The sequence below is a fragment of the Actinomadura sp. NPDC047616 genome (assembly GCF_040642915.1).
Lineage (GTDB): Bacteria > Actinomycetota > Actinomycetes > Streptosporangiales > Streptosporangiaceae > Spirillospora > Spirillospora miaoliensis.
The window spans coordinates 62,607-81,866 of the sequence record NZ_JBEYTB010000005.1; the positions used below are offsets into that span (position 1 = coordinate 62,607).

The window sequence follows — 19,260 nt, forward strand, 5'->3', positions numbered from 1 at the left end:
TCCTTCGAACCTGACCCGAGGGAGCCGTACATGACGATCGTCGCCCGGCCCGAGACCGGACGCGGCCGGCGCGCGGCCCGGCCCGCCGCCCGGCGGGCCGGTGCGTCCGCGCCCGGCGGCTCGCCGGGCGAGCCCCGCCGGATCGGCTGGCTGTACGTCCTTCCCGCACTGCTGGTCTACGGCGCCTTCCTGCTGTGGCCGCTGGTGCGGGGGGCGCAGTTCTCGCTGTACGAGTGGGACGGCCTCGGCCCGGCGACGTGGGCGGGCCTGTCCAACTACGGCGAGATGCTGTCGGACCCGGTGCTGCGCGGCTCGTTCGGGCATCTGGCCGTGCTGATCGTCTTCTACGCGGTGCTGCCGTGCTGCGTGGCGTTCGTGCTGGTCGGGGCGATGTCGCGGGCCCGGATCCGGGGCCTGGCGTTCTTCCGCACCGTGCTGTTCCTGCCGCAGGTGGTGGCGATGGTGGCGGTCGCGGTGGCCTGGCAGTGGATGTACTCGGCCGACGGCCCGGTCAACGACCTGCTGCGCGGCCTGCACTCCCTCGGGCTGCCCGACTGGTCGCGCGGCTGGCTCGGCGACTTCACCTTCGCGCTGCCCGCGGTCGGCCTGGTCGGCACGTGGGTGAACATCGGGCTGGCGATGGTGCTGCTGCTGGCCGGGGTGCAGAAGATCCCGCGCGAGCTGTACGAGGCGGCGCGCATCGACGGCGCCGGGCCGGTGCGCGAGTTCTGGACGGTGACGCTGCCGGGCCTGCGCCGTGAGCTGGCGGTGGCGCTGACGCTGACCACCATCCTGGCGGTGCGCAACTTCGACCTGATCTACATGGCGACCAGCGGCGGCCCCGGCGACGCGACGAAGGTCCCCGCCTACGAGGTCTACAACCGCACCTTCAACACCGGCGAGGTGGGGCTGGGCTGCGCGGTCGGCCTCACCATCGCCGTGCTGGCGTTCGTGATCACGGCCGGGATCCGCCGGGTGGTCGAGGGGCGCCCGGACGCGAAGGGCAGGGCATGATCGCGCGCAGGGAACAGGTGTTCAACTACGCGGTGCTGACGCTGTTCGCGGTGCTGGCGATCTTCCCCATGGCCGGGGTGGTGGCGCAGGCGCTGCAGCTGCCCGGCCTGGACCTGTCCGCCTTCGGCACCGCCTGGCGGGACGGCGACTTCGCCGTCTACCTGCGCAACAGCGTGATCGTCACCGCCGTGACGGTGGTCGTCGCCACGGTGCTGTCGATCATGGCGGGGTTCGCGCTCGGCACGATGCGCTTTCGCGGCGCGGGCGCGCTGGCGCTGCTGTTCGTGGCCGGGCTGACGATCCCGACCGAGGCGATCGTGGTGCCGCTGTACTTCGACCTGCGCTCGCTGGACCTCGACAACACCTACGCCGGGGTGATCCTGCCGCAGGTCGCCATGTCGGTGGCGTTCGGCACGTTCTGGATGCGCGCCTACTTCCGCAGCGTCCCGCCGTCGCTGCTGGAGGCGGCCCGGATGGACGGCGCGGGCAGCTGGACCACCCTGTGGCGGGTCCTGGTGCCGATGGGACGTCCCGCCATCCTCACCATGATCGTGCTGATCTCCATGTGGACGTGGAACGAGTTCCTGCTGCCGCTGGTGATCCTCAACTCCGAGGAGGGCCTGCGCACCGCGCCGCTGGGCCTGTCCGTCTTCCAGGGGAACCACAAGACCGACTACGCCGCGCTGATGTCCGGCGCACTGATCATCGCGGCGCCCGTCGTGCTGCTGTACGTCTTCCTGCAGCGCCACTTCATCGCCGGAATGCTCTCGGGGGCCATCAAGGAGTAGGGGCCGCGGCCTTTGTCGCCCGGCACAACCGAACAGGAGACTTCCATGCGAAGACTCGCCCTACCCGCTTTGCCCGTCGCGGTTTCCGCCGCGCTGGCGGCGTCCCTGCTGGGGCCGCCCGCGCAGGCGGCGGCGCCGAGCAGGCCGGCCGAGAAGGGCAGGCTGGACGTGCTGTTCGTCGGGGCGCATCCCGACGACGAGGCGGGCGGCCTGTCCACCTACGGGCAGTGGAACGAGTACGACGGCGCCCGCGTGGGCGTCCTCACCGTGACCCGGGGCGAGGGCGGCGGCAACGCGGCCGGCACCGAGGAGGGGCCGCCGCTGGGGCTGCTGCGCGAGGACGAGGAGCGCCGCGCCGTCGGCAAGGCCGGGGTGGCGAACATCCACTACCTCGACGACGTGGACTTCTACTACACCGTCAGCGCCCCGCTCACCGCCGACGTGTGGGACCACCGGGAGGCGCTGGGACGGGTCGTGCGGCTGGTCCGCCAGACCCGGCCGAAGGTGATCGTCACCATGGAGCCCGCGCCCGTGCCGGGCCAGCACGGCAACCATCAGGAGGCCGGGCGGCTGGCCACCGAGGCGTACTTCCTGGCCGCCGACCCCAAGGCCTACCCCGAGCAGATCACCCGCGAGGGGCTCCGGCCGTGGGCGCCGGGACGGCTGTTCAACACCGGCGGCGCGTCCGGGCCGTCCGGTCCGTCGTGCGCGTCCGGCTTCACCCCGTCGGCGCAGGCGGCGACCGTCTACGGCGTGTGGGGCGGCCGGGCCTCGGCCCGCAACGGCGGCAGGACGTGGGCGCAGGTGGAGCGAGACGCGCAGCGCGTGTACGTCAGCCAGGGCTGGGGCGGCTTCCCCGACGTGCCGGCCGACCCGAACCTGAACGGCTGCGACTACTTCACCCAGATCCACAGCCGCGTGCCGTACAAGCTGGACAACCGTGACGCCACCGCCATGCTGGAGGGCGCTGTCACCCCCGGCACGGGCGGCCTGCCGCAGGACACCCGGTTCTACCTGACCACCGACACGTTCGGCGTCACGCCCGGCGGGGAGGTGAAGGTCACCGCGCACGCCAGCTCGCCCAAGACGCTGCGCAAGGCGAAGGCGAAGCTCGACGTGCCCGCCGGCTGGACCGTCACGGGCTCCGGCGACCTCGGCACGGTCGGCTCGTCGGAACGCACCGCCACGTTCACGGTGAAGCCCCCGGCGCAGGCGTCCTACGGGCGCGTGCGGCTGGCGGCGACGCTGTCCACCGCGAACGGCACCGGCCAGAACGTGGCGCCCGTCGAGGTGCGCGCCCCCGTCAGGGGGGTCCAGCAGCCGCTGCCGCGCGTGGAGGACTTCGACGCCTGGGCGGCGCGCAACGGCGTGCCGCAGCTCACCGGGCGCGTCAAGCGCGTCCTGACGCTCGGGACCGGGCAGTCGCGCGAGGTGCGGGTCGACCTGTCCAACGCGTCCGCGTCGGCGCAGTCCGGCACCGTGAAGCTGGACCTGCCCGACGGGTTCGTCGCCGACGCCGCGTCCAAGCCGTACCGGCTGGAGGCCGGCAAGAACGGATCGGTCGCCTTCACCGTCCGCAACACCGACGCCTCGCTGCCCACCTCCAACCAGGGCGGCGCGAACGGCGACTACGACTACACCATCACCACCACCGGCTCCTCGGGCGCGCCCGACGTGCAGAAGGCCGCGCTCGAACTGGTGCCGGTCGCCGAACTGCCCAAGGCCGCCGCGGCGCCCACGCTCGACGGCAAGGAGGGCGCGGGCGAGTACACCGGCTCCGAGCTGAACCTGTCGCGCCTGTGGGAGGGCACGGCGTGCGAGTCGGCCGCCGACTGCTCGGCCACCGGCAAGGTCACCTGGACCGACGACGCGCTGTACGTCCTGGTCAAGGTGCGCGACGACAAGCAGGGCACCGTCCTCGGCGCCGACGACTGCAAGCGGCACTGGCGCAGCGACTCGGTCGAGATCGCCATCGACCCGCGCGGCGACTCGGAGAACACCTCCACCACGTTCAAGACCGGCGTCTTCCCGGTGATGAGCGACGGCGCGCCGTGCTTCCAGCGCGACGCCGACCAGCACCAGGGCCCCGGCGTCGAGACCGCGCCCGGGATGGCGGTCGCGGCCACGGTGGCGCAGCCCTACGACGGCTACACGGTCGAGGCGAAGATCCCGTTCACGGCGCTGCCCGCCGCGGTCGACCCGGCGCGCATGGGGCTGAACATCTTCGTCTACGACTCCGACACCCAGGACAAGACCGGTCAGACCCGGATCGGCTGGTCCACCTGGGGCGGCGTGCAGGGCGACCCGTACCGGTGGGGCCTGACCACGCTGCCCGGGCACACGCCGCCGGCCGGCATGCCCACCACGCCCAGGCCGCCGGTGATGCCGACCGACGCCGCCGCGTCGGTGAACTCGCCGCAGTCGATCAGGCAGGCCGCCGAGACGGGGATCCCGCTGGCCGGCGGACCGGCCGCCCCGCGCGACGCCACCGGCCGCATCGACGGCAGGCCGGTCGTCTCCGGCGGCTCCACCACCTTCCGGCTGCGCGCCACCGGCCCCGGCACCGCGTACGCGCACGTCTGGGACGGCAAGGTGCTCGGCACCAAGAAGGTCACCGTGACGCGGGCGGGCACCACCACGGTGACCGTCCCCGGCGCGACGGGCTACCTGGCCGTGGCCTTCCAGGCCGAGGCGGGCGGCACCGCGAGCAGCGTCGCCCAGCTCGGCACCCGCTGACCGCACGACGGCGCACCGGCGCCCGGACCCCGCGGACCACCGTCCGCGGCGGTCCGGGCGCCCTGCCGCCCACCGTTCGTGCCACGCACGGGGGGCCATGCCGCGCGCATGACCGGATGCGGCCGGGTGCCGGGCACGGGAACGCTTCCGGCGCCCACCCTCCGCGGCGGCTACTTGCCGATGAGGGTGTGGGAGAAGGAGTAGCGCGTGGCCCGGTACACGTGGCTGCCGTACTCGACGGCGCGGCCCTTGTCGTCGTAGGCGACGCGGGTCATGGTCAGCAGCGGGGCTCCGCGCCGTTCGTCGAGCAGGCGGGCCTCGGCGGCGGTGGCGGCGCGGGCGCCGATCGTCTGGTGGGCGATGCGCAGGTTGACCCCGGCGCCGCGCAGCGTCTCGTAGAGGCCGTGCCGCTCCAGGCGGTCGGCGGTGACGTCGAGCACGTCGAGCGGCAGGTGGTTGGTCATCAGGGCGAGGGGGTCGTCGCCGGTCAGGCGCAGCCGGCGCAGCAGCAGGACCTTGCTCTCGGCCGGGACGCCGAGCTCCTTGGCGACCTCCGGCGGGGCGGCCACGGGGCCGAACTCCAGCACCCGCGTGGACGGCCGCTCGCCCGCCGCCGACAGGTCGTCGTGCAGGCTGGACAGCTCGATGGGGCGCCGCACCTGCGGCTGGACGACCTGGGTGCCGACGCCGCGCCGGCGCACCAGCAGCCCCTTGTCGACCAGGTGCTGGATCGCCTGGCGCACCGTGGGCCGCGACAGGCGGCAGCGCGCCGCCAGCTCCATCTCGTTCTCCAGGCGGGTGCCCGGGGGGAGCGCGCCGCTGCGGATCGCCTCCTCCAGCTGCTGCGCGAGCTGGAAGTACAGCGGGACGGGGCTGGTGCGGTCCACGGAGACCGGATGGCGGTGCGCGGCGGCTTCGGGCACGGGCGGGGCTCCCTCGGTGAGAACGGCACGAGGATAGTCGAGCCGTGTTACGAATAAGTCAGGGAGTCCTAATGTCAGGACATTCTCTTGACAGTATATGGACCGTTCCATGAAGCTTGATCATGCCCAGCTGGCGGTGTGCCGTCCCGCGCGGCGCGCGGCCCGGGGGCGCCTCGGCGGGTCCGCGCGGCCGCGCGGCCGGACATCGGGAGGTCGGGATGAGGGTCGGGCTGGCCGGAGCGGGGCGCATCGGCGCCGGGCACGCCGAGACGCTGCGCGCCCTGGCGTCCGTCGACGCGGTCGTGGTGGCCGACGCCGACGCGGCGCGGGCGCGGGCGGTCGCCGCCAAGATCGGGGCCGAGGCGGCACCCTCGGTGGACGCGCTGTTCGCCTCCGGACTGGACGCGCTCGTCGTGGCCGCGGTGACCAGCGCGCACGCCGAACTGGTCGTCCGCGCGGTCAAGGCGGGGCTGCCGGTGTTCTGCGAGAAACCGCTCGCCCCCGACATCGAGGGCACGCTGCGGCTGATGGACGCCGTCGGCGGCTCGGGCGTCCCGGTGCAGGTCGGGTTCCAGCGGCGCTTCGACGCCGGGCACGTGGCGGCGCGCGAGGCGGTGCGGTCCGGGCGGCTCGGCTGGGTGCACACCATCCGCTCGTGCACCCTGGACCCGGTGCCGCCGCCCGCCGCCTACGTCCGCGGCTCGGGCGGCCTGTTCCGCGACTGCTCGGTGCACGACTTCGACGCCGTCCGCTTCGTAACCGGACGCGAGGTGACGCGCGTCTGCGCCGTCGGCGCCAACCGGGGCGCGGACTTCTTCGCCGAGGCCGGGGACGTCGACACCGCCGCCGCGCTGCTCACCCTCGACGACGGCACCCTGGCCCAGGTGTCGGCCACCCGCTACAACGCGGCGGGCTACGACGTGCGGCTGGAGGTGCTCGGATCGGCCGACAGCGTCGTCGCCGGGCTGGACGACCGCACGCCGCTGACCCCCGTCGGCGGCGGCCTTCGCCCGGCCGGGCCGCCGCACACCCACTTCCTCGACCGGTTCGCCGACGCGTACGCGGCCGAGCTCGGCGCGTTCGTCGAACTGGCGGCCGGGCGCATCGACAACCCCTGTCCCCCCGAGGAGAGTCTGGAGGCGCTCTACGTGGCCGAGGCGTGCGAGCTGGCGCGGCGCGAGGACCGTGTCGTGACGATCGAGGAGGTCCGCCGGTGATCGCCGCGGAGCGGGTCGCGGGAGCCCCGATCTCCTGGGGGGTGTGCGAGGTGCCGGGCTGGGGCCACCAGATGGCGCCCGAGCGGGTCCTGGCCGAGATGCGCGACCTCGGGCTGGCCGCCACCGAGTTCGGCCCCGACGGCTTCCTGCCCGCCGACCCCGCCGGACGCGCCCGCCTGCTGGAGTCCTACGGGCTCCGGCCGGTCGGCGGGTTCGTCCCGCTCGTCCTGCACGACCCCGCGCGCGACCCGCTGCCCGAACTGTCCCGCGTCCTGGACGGCTTCGGCGGGCCCGGCGCCACCGTCGTGCTCGCCGCGGCCACGGGACTGGACGGCTACGACCGGCGTCCCGTCCTCGACGCCGCCGCCTGGCGCACCCTGCTCGGCAACCTCGGCCGCGCCGCCGCGCACGCCGCCGGCCGCGGCCACCGGGCCGTCCTGCACCCGCACGTCGGCACCGTCGTCGAACGCGGCGACGAGGTCGACCGCGTGCTCGACGGCACCGACGTGCCGCTCTGCCTGGACACCGGGCACCTGCTCATCGGCGGCGTCGATCCCCTCGCCCTGGCCCGCGCCGCCGCCGGCCGTATCGCCCACGTGCACCTGAAGGACGTCGACGCGGAACTGGCCGGGCGCGTGCGGGACGGACGGATCGCCTACACCGACGCCGTGCGCGAGGGCATCTACCGGCCGCTGGGGCGGGGCGACATCGACGTGCCCGGCATCGTCGGCGCGCTGGAGTCGGCCGGCTACCGGGGCTGGTACGTCATGGAACAGGACACCGTCCTCACCGCCGAGCCGCCGCCCGGCGCCGGGCCGTGTGACGATGTCGCCGCGAGCATCACCTTTCTGCGAGGCGGCGCGACATGACCCACGACCTGATCACCATGGGCCGCGTCAGCGTGGACGTCTACCCGCAGCAGGTCGGCGTCCCGCTGGAGGACGTCGAGACGTTCGGCAAGTACCTGGGCGGCAGCCCCACCAACGTCGCCGTCGCCGCGGCCCGGCACGGCCACCGCACCGCGGTCATCACCCGCACCGGCGACGACCCGTTCGGCCGCTACGTCCACCGGGCGCTGCGCGGGTACGGCGTGGACGACCGCTTCGTGACGGCCGTGCCGCACCTGCCCACCCCGCTGGCGTTCTGCGAGATCTTCCCACCGGACGACTTCCCGCTGTACTTCTACCGCTGGCCCAAGGCCCCCGACATGCAGATCGAGCCCGGTGAACTGGACCTGGACGCGATCCGCGCCGCCACCGTCTTCTGGGCCACCGTCACCGGGCTGTCCGACGAGCCCAGCCGCACGGCGACCGTCACCGCGCTCGCCGCGCACACCGGCACCACCGTGCTGGACCTGGACTACCGGCCCATGTTCTGGGACTCGCCCGACCGGGCCCGCCGCGAGATCGGCCGGGCGCTGCCGCACGCCACCGTCGCCGTCGGCAACCTGGAGGAATGCCGGGTCGCCGTGGGGGAGGCCGAGCCGCTCGCCGCCGCCCGCGCCCTGCTGGACCGCGGCGTCCGGCTCGCCGTCGTCAAACAGGGACCGCGCGGCGTGCTGGCGGCCACGGCCGACGAGACGGTGCGCGTGCCACCGGTCGAGGTGAAGGTCGTCAACGGGCTCGGCGCCGGCGACGCCTTCGGCGGGGCGCTGTGCCACGGGCTGCTGTCCGGCTGGGACCTGGAACGCACGATCCGGTTCGCCTCGGCCGCGGGGGCGCTGGTCGCGTCCCGCATCGCCTGCGCCGACGCCATGCCCGCCACCGACGAGGTGGAACGGCTGCTGAGAGAGGACGGCATGACACCGACGACGCCCGGGGAGGGCACGGCGTGAGCACCGGCACGTTCGCCGAGCGGTACGCCGCCCTGGCCGAGATCCGCGCCGTCCGGCCGGAGGCGATCGCGCTGGCCGCCGCGCGGCGGGTGCGGCGCGCGTCCCCGCCCGGCCCGGCCGGCCGGCTGATGATCGTCGCCGCCGACCATCCGGCGCGCGGCGCGCTGGCCGCCGGGGGCGACCCGCTCGCCATGGCCGACCGGCGCGACCTGCTCGAACGCATCTGCGTCGCGCTGTCGCGGCCCGGCGTGGACGGCGTGCTCGGCACCCCCGACGTCATCGAGGACCTGCTGCTGCTCGGCGCCCTGGACGGCAAGGTCGTCCTCGGGTCGATGAACCGGGGCGGGCTGGCGGGCGCCGCGTTCGAGATCGACGACCGGTTCACCGCCTACGACGCCGACGCCGTCGCCGCCGCCGGGCTCGACGGCGGCAAGATGCTGCTGCGCGTCGACTACGACGACCCGGCCACCGCCCGCGCCCTGGAGGGCTGCGCCCGCGCGGTGTCGGGACTGGCCGGGCACCGGCTCATGGCCATGGTCGAACCGTTCGTGTCCCGGCGCGGCGCGGACGGCAAGGTCGTCAACGTCCTGACGCCCGAGGCCATGACCAGGGCGGTCGCGATCGCCTCCGGCCTGGGCACCACGTCGGCGTACACCTGGCTGAAGGTGCCGGTGGTGGACCGGATGGAACAGGTCATGGCGGCCTCCTCGCTGCCCGCCGTGCTGCTGGGCGGCGAGGTGCCCGCCGACCCCGACGGCGCCCTGGCCGCCTGGCAGAAGGCCCTGGCGCTGCCGACCGTGCGCGGCCTGGTCGTCGGCCGCGCCCTGCTGTACCCCTCCGACGACGACGTCGCCGGAGCCGTCGACGCCGCGGTGAGGCTGCTGTGAGTCCCTACCTGACCGAGATCACGCCGGAGACGGCGGGCTGGACGTACTCGGGCCTGCGCGTCGTCGCCCTGCCCCCGGGCGGCGGGCACGCGCTGGACACCGGCGAGGAGGAGATGCTCGTCCTGCCGCTCGCCGGGTCCTGCACGGTGACCGTCGACTCGGCCGTCTTCGAGCTGCGGGGCCGCCGGGACGTGTTCTCCCGCGTCACCGACTTCGCCTACGCGCCCCGCGACGCCCGGGTGACGATCACCTCCGCCGCCGGCGGCCGGTTCGCGCTGCCGTCGGCCCGCTGCGCGAACCGGCTGGCGCCCCGCTACGGCCCCGCCGAGGACGTCCCCGTCGAGCTGCGCGGCGCCGGGCAGGCCAGCCGCCAGGTCAACAACTTCTGCACGCCCGAGGCGTTCGAGGCCGACCGGCTCATCGCCTGCGAGGTGCTGACGCCCGGCGGCAACTGGTCGTCCTACCCGCCGCACAAGCACGACGAGGACCGTCCCGGCGAGAGCGTCCTGGAGGAGATCTACTACTTCGAGGTCGCCGGCGGACCCGCCGGACCGGGCATGGGCTACCAGCGCGTGTACGGCACCCCCGAGCGGCCCATCGACGTGCTGGAGGAGGTCCGCACCGGCGACGCGGTGCTGATCCCGCACGGCTGGCACGGTCCGTCGATGGCGGTTCCCGGGTACGACCTGTACTACCTGAACGTCATGGCCGGACCCGGCCCCGAGCGCGCGTGGCGGATCTGCGACGACCCCGCGCACGCCTGGGTCCGCGACACCTGGCCCGGGCAGCCGCTCGACCCGCGGCTCCCGCTGACCTCGACGGAGGAGCGATCATGAGGCTGACGGTCGGCCAGGCGGTGGTGCGGTTCCTGGCGGCGCAGCACGGCGAGCGGGACGGCGTGCGGCGGCGCCTGTTCGGCGGGTGCTTCGGCATCTTCGGGCACGGCAACGTCGCCGGGATCGGGCAGGCCCTCGCCGAGTACGCCGACGAGTACCCGGAGTTCCGCTACTTCCAGGCGCGCAACGAGCAGGCGATGGTGCACACCGCCGTCGGGTACGCGCGCATGCACGACCGGCTGCGGATGCTGGCCTGCACCACCTCGATCGGCCCCGGCGCCACCAACATGGTGACCGGCGCGGCCCTGGCCACCATCAACCGCCTGCCCGTCCTGCTGCTGCCCGGCGACGTCTTCGCCACCCGCCGCGCCAACCCCGTGCTGCAGGAGCTGGAGGACCCGCGGTCCTACGACGTGTCGGTCAACGACTGCCTGAAGCCGGTGTCGGCGTTCTGGGACCGGATCAACCGGCCCGAGCAGCTTCCGTCGGCGCTGCTGGCGGCGATGCGGGTGCTGACCGATCCCGCGGCCACCGGGGCGGTGACGCTGGCGCTGCCGCAGGACGTGCAGGCCGAGGCCCACGACTGGCCCGAGGAGCTGTTCGCCGAACGCACCTGGCACATCCCGCGTCCGGTGCCCGAACCGGACGCGCTGCGGCGGGCGGTGGACGTGCTGCGCGGCGCGCGGCGCCCGCTGATCGTCGCGGGCGGCGGGGTGATCTACTCCGACGCCTGCGCCGAGCTGGCCGCCTTCGCCGAGGCGACGGGGATCCCGGTGGCCGAGACGCAGGCGGGCAAGGGCGCGCTGCCCTGGCGGCACCCGTGCGCGGTGGGCGCGGTCGGCGCGACCGGCACGACGGCCGCGAACGCGCTGGCGCGCCGCGCCGACGTGGTGCTCGGAGTCGGCACGCGCTACAGCGACTTCACGACCGCCTCGCACAGCCTGTTCGCCGATCCGGGGGTGCGGTTCGTCAACGTGAACGTCACCGGGTTCGACGCGGCCAAGCTGGGCGGGGAGATGCTGGTCGCCGACGCCCGCGAGGGGTTGAAGGCCCTGCGCGGCGAGCTCGCCGGCCACCGGGTCTCCGACGCCTACCAGGCCGAGGTCGCGGAGCTGGTCGCGGCGTGGAACGCGACGGTGGACCGCGCCTACGCCCTGGGGCACGGGCCCGTTCCGGCGCAGTCGGAGGTGATCGGGGCGGTCAACGCCGCCGCCGGGCCGCGCGACGTGGTGGTGTGCGCGGCCGGGTCCATGCCCGGCGACCTGCACAAGCTGTGGCGGCCCGCAAGTCCGCGGACCTACCACGTCGAGTACGGGTACTCCTGCATGGGCTACGAGGTGGCCGGCGGGCTGGGGGTGAAGCTGGCCGCGCCGGACCGCGAGGTGTTCGTGCTGGTGGGCGACGGGTCGTACCTGATGATGGCCCAGGAGCTGGTCACCGCCGTGGCCGAGGGCGTCAAGCTCGTCGTCGTGCTCGTGCAGAACCACGGGTTCGCCTCCATCGGCGGGCTGTCGGAGCAGGTGGGGGCGCAGCGGTTCGGCACCCGCTACCGCTACCGCGACGACAGCGGACGTCTGGAGGGCGATGTCCTCCCGGTGGACCTGGCCGCCAACGCCGCCAGCCTGGGCGCGCACGTCGTCCGCGTGACCACCGTCGAGGAGCTGCGGGACGCGCTGGAGCAGGCAAAGGCCGCCTCGCACACGACGGTGGTGCACATCGAGACCGATCCGCTGGTGTCCGCGCCCGACAGCGAGGCGTGGTGGGACGTGCCGGTGGCGGAGGTGTCGGAGCTGGAGGCGACCCGCCAGGCCCGTGCCCGCTACGAGAAGGAGCAGCAGGCCCAGCGGCGCTACCTCGGGACGTAGACCTCAGAAGGGGCTGTGCGTGGCGGCAGGGGAGGGCGCGCCGGCCGGGACGCCGGGGTCCTCGTCGCCGTCCGGGCGCCACGTCGCGACCAGCGCGGCCAGCGCGGTGGTGAACGGCACGGCGGCGATCAGCCCGAGCGTGCCCGCCACGCTGCGGACGATCTCCTGCGCGATGACGGGGGTGGTGACCACCTCGCCCAGCGACTGGCCGCCCACGCTGAACAGCAGCATGAGAGGCAGCGACGCCCCGGCGTAGGCGAGCACGATCGTGTTGATGACCGAGGCGATGTGCGCGCGGCCGACCCGGGCGGCGGCCCGGTACAGCCGCCCGAACGAGCGGGACGCGTCGGCCCGGGCGAGTTCGCGCACGGTGGCCGCCTGGGTGACGGTGACGTCGTCCAGCACGCCCAGCGACCCGATGATGACGCTGGCCAGCAGCAGCCCCTGGGTGTTGATGCTGTAGGACAGGTCCAGCGACAGCGAGCTGTCGTCGGTGATGCCGGTCAGCCGGGTCAGGTCGATCGCCAGCATCGCCAGCAGACCGGTCAGGGCGAGGCTGCCGAGCGTGCCGAGCACCGCGACCGACGTCGTCAGCGAGAAGCCGTGCGTCAGGTACAGCACCGCCAGCATGATGGCCGCCGCGCAGACGATGGCGGCGCCCAGCGGCGAGCGGCCGTCCAGGATCGCCGGGATGAGGAACAGCACCAGCAGCGCGAACGTGACGCCCAGCCCGATCAGCGCGGTCAGCCCGCGCCACCGGCCGAAGGCGATCACGGCGAGCACGAACGCGCCGGCGACCAGCCACAGCGGCCGCGAGCGGTCGTGGTCGGACAGCTGGTAGGACGGCGTTCCCGAGTCGCCGGGCGCCTCCACCAGCACCACGTCGTCGTCCGGCTCGAACACGCGGCTGCCGGGCCCGCTGGGCAGTTCCACGGACACGAACCGTCCCGTCAGGGGACCGGAGGTCAGCTCGACCGTCGCGGTGCCGCAGCGGCGCGGGTCGGTGCGGGGACGGGCGCCCTCCGTGCCGGCCGTGCCGGGCGGCTGGGCGTCCGGCGCCGCGGCCGGGCACGGCTTGAGCGACACCCGCGCCACCGTGCCGGTGACCTTCGGCATCTGCGCGGAGCCCGGGTCGACCGGCTGCCGGTCCGACGGCCACATCCAGATCAGCCCCGCCAGCGTGGCCACCGCCAGCGGGACGATGACCGCCAGCACGGCGCGAACGACCGGGCGGGGCGCCCGCCCGTCATCGCGCGCGTCGTGGTCGTGGACGTGGCGAGCACCCATGCTGAACGGCCTCTCGTGGTCGGTGTGGGGGGCGGGGATCGGCCGGCGGACCGGATCAGGTGGTACGCAGCATAGGAGGCCGGACGGGTGCCGTGGCCCCGGTCGCCCCACCGCACTCCCGGACGTTTCCGGCAATGCCGTTTTCTGGGGAAGAGCGACATCAACCTTGGCGTACGCATGGCCATAGTGCCGGATGCCCGGGAAAGGTGCAGGACGGCACCACATCTCACGCCAGGAGGGCACATGGTTGGCATGCTGTGCAAGATGGGTCTGTCGTCCAACGTCATGTACACGATGGGGTTCGCGTCCATCGGTGCGTCGATCGCGTCGTGGATGTTGTCGCGCAACCTCGAACCCGCGGGACTCGACCGGGCCGACCGGTGGGGCATTTTCGTCGGGCAGTGGGCGCCGACCTTCTTCGCCTTGGGCTGCGCGATGCGGATGGAGGAGCAGTGGGGACGGCCCCGTCCGTACGAGGCGATGGAGCGGGAGAGGGAGCGGGAGAGGGAGCGGGAGCGCGCCCGGGAGGCGGCGCCCATGGGCGGGGGGCCGCTGGGCGGCTGATGCGGAACGGGGCGCGCGGGATCGGCGGATCCCGTCGTCTACCGGCCGGTAAAGGGGCAGGATCGGGGGCATGACAGCCCCCCACGGTGAGGCTCCGGGCGCGCACCGGGTCCGGCTGGTCGTCGGCCGCGTCGACCCGCCGTCCGGCGGGTCGTCCAGCGCCCCCGGGGTGCGCGACGTCGAACCGGGCGACCTGCGCGACCCCGACGCCGAGATCTTCGGCTGGACCTGCACCTGCGGCAACGGCTCGGCGTTCCTGCACCCGCTGTGGCGGGCCCGGCAGATGGCGGCCGACCACCAGGAGACGATGGAGCGGCTGGCGCTGCGCGGCGAACTGGTGGCGGGGGCGGTGCCGAGCGTGCTGCCCGAGTCGGCCGCCGAGATCGCCGCGTTGATCACCAGGCTGGCCCAGCGGCTGGGCGCGCTGGCGCTGAGCGTGGAGTTCGAGGACGACCGCGAGATCGTCCTCAAGCACCTGGGCACCGCGTCGGCCGCCATCGACATGGCGCTGCGCGACGCCCGCGCCGCCGACGACGCCGGCCGCGGCGACGAGCCCTGACCGGGCCGCCCGGCCGCCGCGGCCGGTCAGTTCCTGAACGGGTCGCTAGCGGGACCCGACGCGGGTGCCGCCGGGCTGGTCCTCGCTCGGGGCGCCGCGCAGGGCGCGGACGGCGGCGTCGGGGTCGTCGGCGAAGAACCGGATCGTGCGGGCCCGCCCGAGGCCGCCCAGCGGCCGCACCACGGTGACCGGCCCGTTCAGCTCCACGACGACGCTGGTCTGCGACGACACCGCGACGGTCAGCACCTCGTCCTCCAGCCGGAACAGGCGGGACTCGTTGAAGTCGCGCACCCGGCGCACCGAGGCGATCCGCTCCCGCGGCACGCGCAGGTCGAAGAACGCGCCGTAGCGCACGCGCAGCTCCCCGTCCGACACCACGTGCGGCCGGGTGACGCACGCCGCGATGACCGCCAGCACGATGAGGAGCGAGTAGGCGTCGACGACCAGGAACGCGACGCGCAGCGGGCCGGGCGCGCCGACCGCCCGCAGGATGACCTCCAGGCCGACCAGCTCCACGGCCATCGCGAACAGCCACATCAGCATGGGCGTCGTCTGCGCGGCCGAGTAGGGGACGGCGGTGGCGCCGGGCGGCACGCCGTCGCGGCGCCGCGTCACCCACAGGACGAGGCTGGCCGTCCCCTTGGCGTCGAAGCTCATGAGCCGCCGGGCGACCCGGGCGGCGTCGGCGGGACGGGGGCGCGTCATGTCCGCTCCTTGAGGATCGCGACGAGCCGGCGGAACGTCTCGGCCTGGGCGGGCGACAGCTCCAGCGCCATCGACTCCAGCCAGCCGCCGAACTCCACGTGTTCCAGGCTGGTGACCATCAGCGACGCCATGTCGGCGGGGATGTACGCGGCCAGGTCGGCGGCGAGCGCGGCGACGCGCGGGTCGTCCGCGTCGGCGTCCTCCAGCTCGTCCAGCCGCTCGTACAGGACGTTCCCGCGGGCGACCGCCTCCGGTTCGGTGAGCGGACGCAGCAGCGCGGCGAACGCGGCCTGGTCGGCGGGGCCGGCACCGGTGTCGACGAGCGTCATCAGCTCGCGGTCGAACGCGGCGAACCGGGACTCCCCGGCGGGCAGGCGGCGCAGCATCTCGGCCATGTCCGGCGACACCGTCGAGTCGGGGTCCAGGTCGGTCTCGGCCAGCAGGGCGGCCAGCCGGGACCGCCGCTCGGCGATCGCCTCCTGCTGGCGGGCCAGGTCGGCGTCCAGGTCCAGCAGCACCTCGCGCAGCTCGCGGCCCCGGTCGTCGGCGAGCACGTCGCGGATCTCGTCCAGCGACAGCCCCAGCTCGGCCAGGCGGCGGACGCGCGCCAGCACCACCGCGTCGCGCAGCCGGTAGTCGCGGTAGCCGTTGGCCCGCCGTTCCGGCTCGGGCAGCAGCCCCAGATGGTGGTAGTGGCGCACGGTACGGGTCGACACCCCGACCAGCGCGGCTATCTCGCCGATCCGCATGCCCTCATTAGAGACGTTGACGTTGCGTCAAGGTCAAACGCCTCGTCGGGGGAGCGGGGTCAGCCCTCCTCGCGGGCGTGGGAGGCGACGTCGGCGGGCAGCCAGCCGCGGCGTTCCAGCTCGTCCAGCAGCCGGTGGTACGGCGCGGTGAACCGGTCGCGGACGCCCGGCCGCGGCTCGACGACGGTGCGGATGCGCACCATCGGCTCGGCGACGTCGGCCAGGGAGGCGGCGCCCGTCGTGCCGTAGGCGGCCAGGATCGCCATGCCCAGCGCGGCGTCGGCGTGCTCGGGCACGCGCGCGGGCCGGCCCAGCACGTCGGCGCGAAGCTGCGTCCAGTACGCGCTGCGGACGGCGCCGCCGGTGAACGTCAGCGGCCCGTCGACGGGTGCGCCGAGACGCCGCACGTATGCCAGCGCCAGGCGCTCGATGAACGCCACGCCCTGCAGCAGCGCGGCGTGACGGTCGGCGTCGTCGGCGGGCGTGCCGAGTATGAACGGCACGGCGTCCGGCGCCAGGAACGGGAAGCGTTCCCCCGACGAGACCAGCGGGTAGGCCACGGCGCTGGACGGTTCCCACCGCGTGGCGCGCTCGTCCAGGTCGGCGAGGTCGCCGTCGGTGGTCAGCGCGCCCGCGCCCACGCTGGACGCCCCGCCCGGCAGCCATGTGCCGTCGGGGGAGCGGTGGCTGTAGAGCACCCCGAGCGGATCGCGCACCAGCGTGGAGGTGACGCCCTTGAGCACCAGCGTTGTGCCGAGCACCGAGTTCCAGTGGCCGACGCGCAGCGCTCCCGAGCCGATCTGGGACGCGCAGCCGTCGGTCATGCCCGCGACGACGGGCGTCCCGGCCGGGATGCCGGTCTCCTCGGCCGCCGACGGCGACACCTTGCCCAGCACGGTGCCGGGCCGCACCACCTCGGGCAGCAGCGTGGCGTCCAGGCCCAGAGCGTCGAACACCTCGCCCGGCCAGCGTTCGCCGAGCAGGTCGTAGCCGGTCTTCAGGGCGTGGCTGGAGTCGGTGGCGACCCGCTCGCCGACCAGCCGTTCGTTGACGAAGTCGGCCTGGTGCAGCAGGCGGGCGCCGGGACGCGCGCGTGTCAGCCACAGCGCCTTGGGCAGCGCCCAGGACGGCTGGATGCGGCGGCCGAGCCGCTCCCACAGCTCGGCACCGGCCTCCTGCGCCTCGGCGGCCTCGGCGCGGGCCCGGCCGTCGTCGTACATCAGGCCCGGGGTGAGGGGCCGGCCGTCGTCGTCGGCCAGCAGAACGGTGCCGGACGTGCTGCACACCGCGACGCCCTGGACCAGTCCGGGCGGAACGTCGCGCAGCGCCTCGCGCGCGGCGTCGCGGACGGCCGCCCACCACGCGGCGGGGTCCTGCTCGTGCCGTTCGGCCTCGCGCCGGCCGGTCAGCGGCGCCGACGCGCGCCGCACCACCCGTCCGGAGGCGTCGGCGGCGAGCACGCGCACGCTCTGGGTGCCGAGGTCCACCCCCAGCCAGACCGGCCGTCCCGCGGGGTCTCGCCGAGGGTTCTCCACAGCACGCCCTCCTCAACTTATCGATCTGTGTTGTGAACTTATAACAGCCTCATGTTGGGTTCGGCAAGGCCGTCGGATGGACCCGCCACTACCAGGGCCGTCCTCCGTTCAAACGTTGTTAAGCAATCTGTGGCCAGGGCTTGACGTTGGCAATCGCTGTGTTACAAGCTCTGTGAGCCAACGCACATGGAGTGTTAAGAACACAGGCAACGGTGTTACATGTGCGTGATCTGGCTCGGATCTCCCCTGGAGGGACGGATGGACACACGCCGCCCGGACGGCAGCATCGACCGCGCAGCCGACCGGTACGCGATGGGCGGCCCCGCCGCCCGGCTCGACCGCCGGCGCTTCCTCGGCCTGGCCGGCCTGTCGGCCGCCGCGCTGGCCGCGGCCCCAGCGCTGAGCGCCTGCGGAGCCGGATTCGGCGGCTCCTCGAGCGGTGGCGGCGGCTCGGCCGCGAACGAGGTCACCGGCGCGTTCGACTGGAAGCGCGCCAAGGGCAAGACGATCAAGGCGCTGCTGAACAAGCACCCCTACTCCGACGCCCTGATCGCCGACCTCAAGGCGTTCTCGGACCTGACCGGCATCCAGGTCAAGTACGACGTGTTCCCCGAGGACAACTACTTCGACAAGCTCACCGTCGACCTGTCCAGCGGCCGCGCGTCCTACGACGTGTTCATGCTCGGCGCCTACATGGTCTGGCAGTACGGCCCGCCCGGCTGGCTGGAGGACCTCGGCCCCTGGATGCGCAACGCCTCGGCCACCAACGCCGAGTGGGACCCCGACGACTTCTACCCCAACCTGCTGCAGGCCGACCAGTGGAGCCTGAAGAACGGCGCCCCGCTCGGCCAGGGCGGCCAGTACGCGCTGCCGTGGGGCTGGGAGAGCAACGTCGTCGCCTACAACACCGAGGTGTTCTCCAAGCTCGGCCTCAAGCCCGCCGAGACGTTCGACGAGCTGCGCGAGCTGGCCGCGACCATCAAGCAGAAGGCGCCCGGCGCCGGCTTCGACGGCATGTACGGCATCGCGGTGCGCGGCTCGCGCAGCTGGGCCACCATCCACCCCGGCTTCATGACCATGTACTCGCGGTACGGCCTCAAGGACTTCGTGTCCGAGGGCGGCAAGCTGCGCCCGGCCATGAACGACCCCAAGGCCGTGGAGTTCGCCGCCAACTGGGCCAAGATGATCCGCGACGGCGGCCCGCCCTCGTGGACGTCCTACACCTGGTACCAGTGCTCCAGCGACCTGGGCGCGCGCAAGGCCGCGATGATGTTCGACGCCGACACCGCCGCCTACTTCCAGGCGGTCGAGGGCGCCAGCCCCGCGTCCGGCAAGATCGCCTTCCACCCGGGGCCGAAGGGCCCGGACGGCTCGCTGGCCACCAACATGTGGGTGTGGTCGCTCGGCATGAACGCCAAGAGCGACAACAAGACCGCGGCGTGGCTGTTCCTGCAGTGGGCGACCGGCAAGGAGCACCTGCGCAAGGCCGCCGTCGAGCACAACCAGGTCGACCCGGTGCGCAAGTCCATCAGCGAGGACGCCGCCTACAAGGACAAGATGAAGAAGATCCCCGGGTTCCTGGACACCTTCGAGCAGGTGGTGAACCAGACCAAGATCCAGTTCACCCCGCAGACGCAGTTCTTCGACGCCACCACCAGCTGGGCGGCCTCGCTGCAGGAGATCTACAGCGGCAAGGACGCCAAGGGCGTGCTGGACGGGCTGGCCAAGGACCTGGCGCCGAAGGTCGCGGGGTAGGCGGAG

Annotated in this window: 17 protein-coding genes; 12 read left to right on the forward strand and 5 right to left on the reverse strand. The window is 73.9% G+C overall.

What is annotated here, in order from left to right; translation table 11 throughout:
• Nucleotides 1-30: 30 nt before the first annotated feature.
• From ABZ801_RS13830 to ABZ801_RS13840, 3 genes are read left to right on the forward strand one after another with little or no spacing between them, the layout of a single operon-like run.
• Nucleotides 31-1,014 carry a sugar ABC transporter permease gene (locus ABZ801_RS13830; protein WP_360697268.1) on the forward strand — a complete coding sequence of 328 codons (984 nt, stop codon included), beginning with the start codon at nucleotides 31-33 and terminating at the stop codon, nucleotides 1,012-1,014.
• Nucleotides 1,011-1,802, forward strand: a complete 792-nt coding sequence (locus tag ABZ801_RS13835; protein WP_360697271.1) for a carbohydrate ABC transporter permease — start codon at nucleotides 1,011-1,013, stop codon at nucleotides 1,800-1,802. Before ABZ801_RS13830 ends, ABZ801_RS13835 begins: the two co-directional genes overlap by 4 nt.
• A 45-nt stretch (nucleotides 1,803-1,847) precedes the next feature.
• Nucleotides 1,848-4,538, forward strand: coding sequence for a sugar-binding protein (locus ABZ801_RS13840; RefSeq protein ID WP_360697274.1), 2,691 nt, complete (start codon nucleotides 1,848-1,850; stop codon nucleotides 4,536-4,538).
• A gap of 170 nt (nucleotides 4,539-4,708) precedes the next feature.
• On the opposite strand, the gene ABZ801_RS13845 is transcribed toward ABZ801_RS13840, so the two are convergent.
• Nucleotides 4,709-5,461, reverse strand: a complete 753-nt coding sequence (locus ABZ801_RS13845) for a GntR family transcriptional regulator (RefSeq protein WP_344958175.1) — start codon at nucleotides 5,459-5,461, stop codon at nucleotides 4,709-4,711.
• 218 nt (nucleotides 5,462-5,679) lie between these two features.
• Here ABZ801_RS13845 and ABZ801_RS13850 point away from each other — a divergent pair, with 218 nt between their 5' ends.
• From ABZ801_RS13850 to iolD, 6 genes are read left to right on the forward strand one after another with little or no spacing between them, the layout of a single operon-like run.
• Nucleotides 5,680-6,678, forward strand: a complete 999-nt coding sequence (locus tag ABZ801_RS13850) for a Gfo/Idh/MocA family oxidoreductase (RefSeq protein ID WP_344958173.1) — start codon at nucleotides 5,680-5,682, stop codon at nucleotides 6,676-6,678.
• Nucleotides 6,675-7,547, forward strand: a complete 873-nt coding sequence (locus ABZ801_RS13855; protein WP_360697278.1) for a TIM barrel protein — start codon at nucleotides 6,675-6,677, stop codon at nucleotides 7,545-7,547. The genes ABZ801_RS13850 and ABZ801_RS13855 overlap by 4 nt, the downstream gene beginning before the upstream one ends.
• Complete coding sequence (gene iolC, locus ABZ801_RS13860; protein WP_360697281.1) at nucleotides 7,544-8,512, forward strand: 5-dehydro-2-deoxygluconokinase; 969 nt, start codon at nucleotides 7,544-7,546, stop codon at nucleotides 8,510-8,512. Before ABZ801_RS13855 ends, iolC begins: the two co-directional genes overlap by 4 nt.
• Nucleotides 8,509-9,399: an aldolase gene (locus ABZ801_RS13865; RefSeq protein WP_344958168.1), complete on the forward strand. Its 891-nt coding sequence runs from the start codon at nucleotides 8,509-8,511 to the stop codon at nucleotides 9,397-9,399. The genes iolC and ABZ801_RS13865 overlap by 4 nt, the downstream gene beginning before the upstream one ends.
• Nucleotides 9,396-10,235 carry a 5-deoxy-glucuronate isomerase gene (iolB, locus tag ABZ801_RS13870; protein ID WP_360697285.1) on the forward strand — a complete coding sequence of 280 codons (840 nt, stop codon included), beginning with the start codon at nucleotides 9,396-9,398 and terminating at the stop codon, nucleotides 10,233-10,235. Before ABZ801_RS13865 ends, iolB begins: the two co-directional genes overlap by 4 nt.
• Nucleotides 10,232-12,100 carry a 3D-(3,5/4)-trihydroxycyclohexane-1,2-dione acylhydrolase (decyclizing) gene (iolD, locus tag ABZ801_RS13875; protein WP_360697288.1) on the forward strand — a complete coding sequence of 623 codons (1,869 nt, stop codon included), beginning with the start codon at nucleotides 10,232-10,234 and terminating at the stop codon, nucleotides 12,098-12,100. The genes iolB and iolD overlap by 4 nt, the downstream gene beginning before the upstream one ends.
• A gap of 3 nt (nucleotides 12,101-12,103) precedes the next feature.
• Here iolD and ABZ801_RS13880 read toward each other — a convergent pair whose 3' ends face one another.
• Complete coding sequence (locus ABZ801_RS13880) at nucleotides 12,104-13,387, reverse strand: YibE/F family protein (RefSeq protein WP_360697291.1); 1,284 nt, start codon at nucleotides 13,385-13,387, stop codon at nucleotides 12,104-12,106.
• Nucleotides 13,388-13,630: 243 nt separating this feature from the next.
• Between ABZ801_RS13880 and ABZ801_RS13885 the strand changes: the two genes are divergently transcribed.
• Together ABZ801_RS13885 and ABZ801_RS13890 are read left to right on the forward strand one after the other, a co-directional pair.
• The gene (locus ABZ801_RS13885; protein WP_344958160.1) at nucleotides 13,631-13,951 is read left to right on the forward strand and encodes a hypothetical protein; all 321 of its coding nucleotides are present in this window, start codon (nucleotides 13,631-13,633) and stop codon (nucleotides 13,949-13,951) included.
• Between the two features lie 70 nt (nucleotides 13,952-14,021).
• Nucleotides 14,022-14,510 (forward strand): hypothetical protein, encoded by a 489-nt coding sequence (locus ABZ801_RS13890; RefSeq protein ID WP_344958159.1) that lies wholly within the window; start codon nucleotides 14,022-14,024, stop codon nucleotides 14,508-14,510.
• Between the two features lie 45 nt (nucleotides 14,511-14,555).
• Here ABZ801_RS13890 and ABZ801_RS13895 read toward each other — a convergent pair whose 3' ends face one another.
• Genes ABZ801_RS13895 through ABZ801_RS13905 form a run of 3 tightly spaced genes read right to left on the reverse strand, consistent with a single transcriptional unit; the run spans nucleotide 14,556 to nucleotide 17,499 of the window.
• Nucleotides 14,556-15,215: a hypothetical protein gene (locus ABZ801_RS13895; RefSeq protein ID WP_360697295.1), complete on the reverse strand. Its 660-nt coding sequence runs from the start codon at nucleotides 15,213-15,215 to the stop codon at nucleotides 14,556-14,558.
• Nucleotides 15,212-15,964 (reverse strand): MerR family transcriptional regulator, encoded by a 753-nt coding sequence (locus ABZ801_RS13900; RefSeq protein WP_360697298.1) that lies wholly within the window; start codon nucleotides 15,962-15,964, stop codon nucleotides 15,212-15,214. Before ABZ801_RS13900 ends, ABZ801_RS13895 begins: the two co-directional genes overlap by 4 nt.
• Before the next feature lie 59 nt (nucleotides 15,965-16,023).
• Complete coding sequence (locus ABZ801_RS13905) at nucleotides 16,024-17,499, reverse strand: FGGY family carbohydrate kinase (RefSeq protein ID WP_360697301.1); 1,476 nt, start codon at nucleotides 17,497-17,499, stop codon at nucleotides 16,024-16,026.
• Between the two features lie 258 nt (nucleotides 17,500-17,757).
• Here ABZ801_RS13905 and ABZ801_RS13910 point away from each other — a divergent pair, with 258 nt between their 5' ends.
• Entirely contained in the window at nucleotides 17,758-19,254 is a 1,497-nt protein-coding gene (locus ABZ801_RS13910) for a sugar ABC transporter substrate-binding protein (RefSeq protein WP_360697304.1), read from the forward strand.
• Nucleotides 19,255-19,260: the final 6 nt, after the last annotated feature.

Excerpts from the sequence above, each read along its gene's own strand:
- ABZ801_RS13900 (WP_360697298.1), bottom strand. The coding sequence starts at position 15,964 with ATGCGGATCGGCGAGATAGCCGCGCTGGTCGGGGTGTCGACCCGTACC.
- ABZ801_RS13840 (WP_360697274.1), top strand. The coding sequence starts at position 1,848 with ATGCGAAGACTCGCCCTACCCGCTTTGCCCGTCGCGGTTTCCGCCGCG.
- ABZ801_RS13890 (WP_344958159.1), top strand. The coding sequence starts at position 14,022 with ATGACAGCCCCCCACGGTGAGGCTCCGGGCGCGCACCGGGTCCGGCTG.
- iolC (WP_360697281.1), top strand. The coding sequence starts at position 7,544 with ATGACCCACGACCTGATCACCATGGGCCGCGTCAGCGTGGACGTCTAC.
- ABZ801_RS13835 (WP_360697271.1), top strand. The coding sequence starts at position 1,011 with ATGATCGCGCGCAGGGAACAGGTGTTCAACTACGCGGTGCTGACGCTG.
- ABZ801_RS13850 (WP_344958173.1), top strand. The coding sequence starts at position 5,680 with ATGAGGGTCGGGCTGGCCGGAGCGGGGCGCATCGGCGCCGGGCACGCC.
- ABZ801_RS13895 (WP_360697295.1), bottom strand. The coding sequence starts at position 15,215 with ATGACGCGCCCCCGTCCCGCCGACGCCGCCCGGGTCGCCCGGCGGCTC.
- ABZ801_RS13910 (WP_360697304.1), top strand. The coding sequence starts at position 17,758 with ATGGACACACGCCGCCCGGACGGCAGCATCGACCGCGCAGCCGACCGG.
- ABZ801_RS13880 (WP_360697291.1), bottom strand. The coding sequence starts at position 13,387 with ATGGGTGCTCGCCACGTCCACGACCACGACGCGCGCGATGACGGGCGG.
- ABZ801_RS13830 (WP_360697268.1), top strand. The coding sequence starts at position 31 with ATGACGATCGTCGCCCGGCCCGAGACCGGACGCGGCCGGCGCGCGGCC.
- iolD (WP_360697288.1), top strand. The coding sequence starts at position 10,232 with ATGAGGCTGACGGTCGGCCAGGCGGTGGTGCGGTTCCTGGCGGCGCAG.
- ABZ801_RS13885 (WP_344958160.1), top strand. The coding sequence starts at position 13,631 with ATGGTTGGCATGCTGTGCAAGATGGGTCTGTCGTCCAACGTCATGTAC.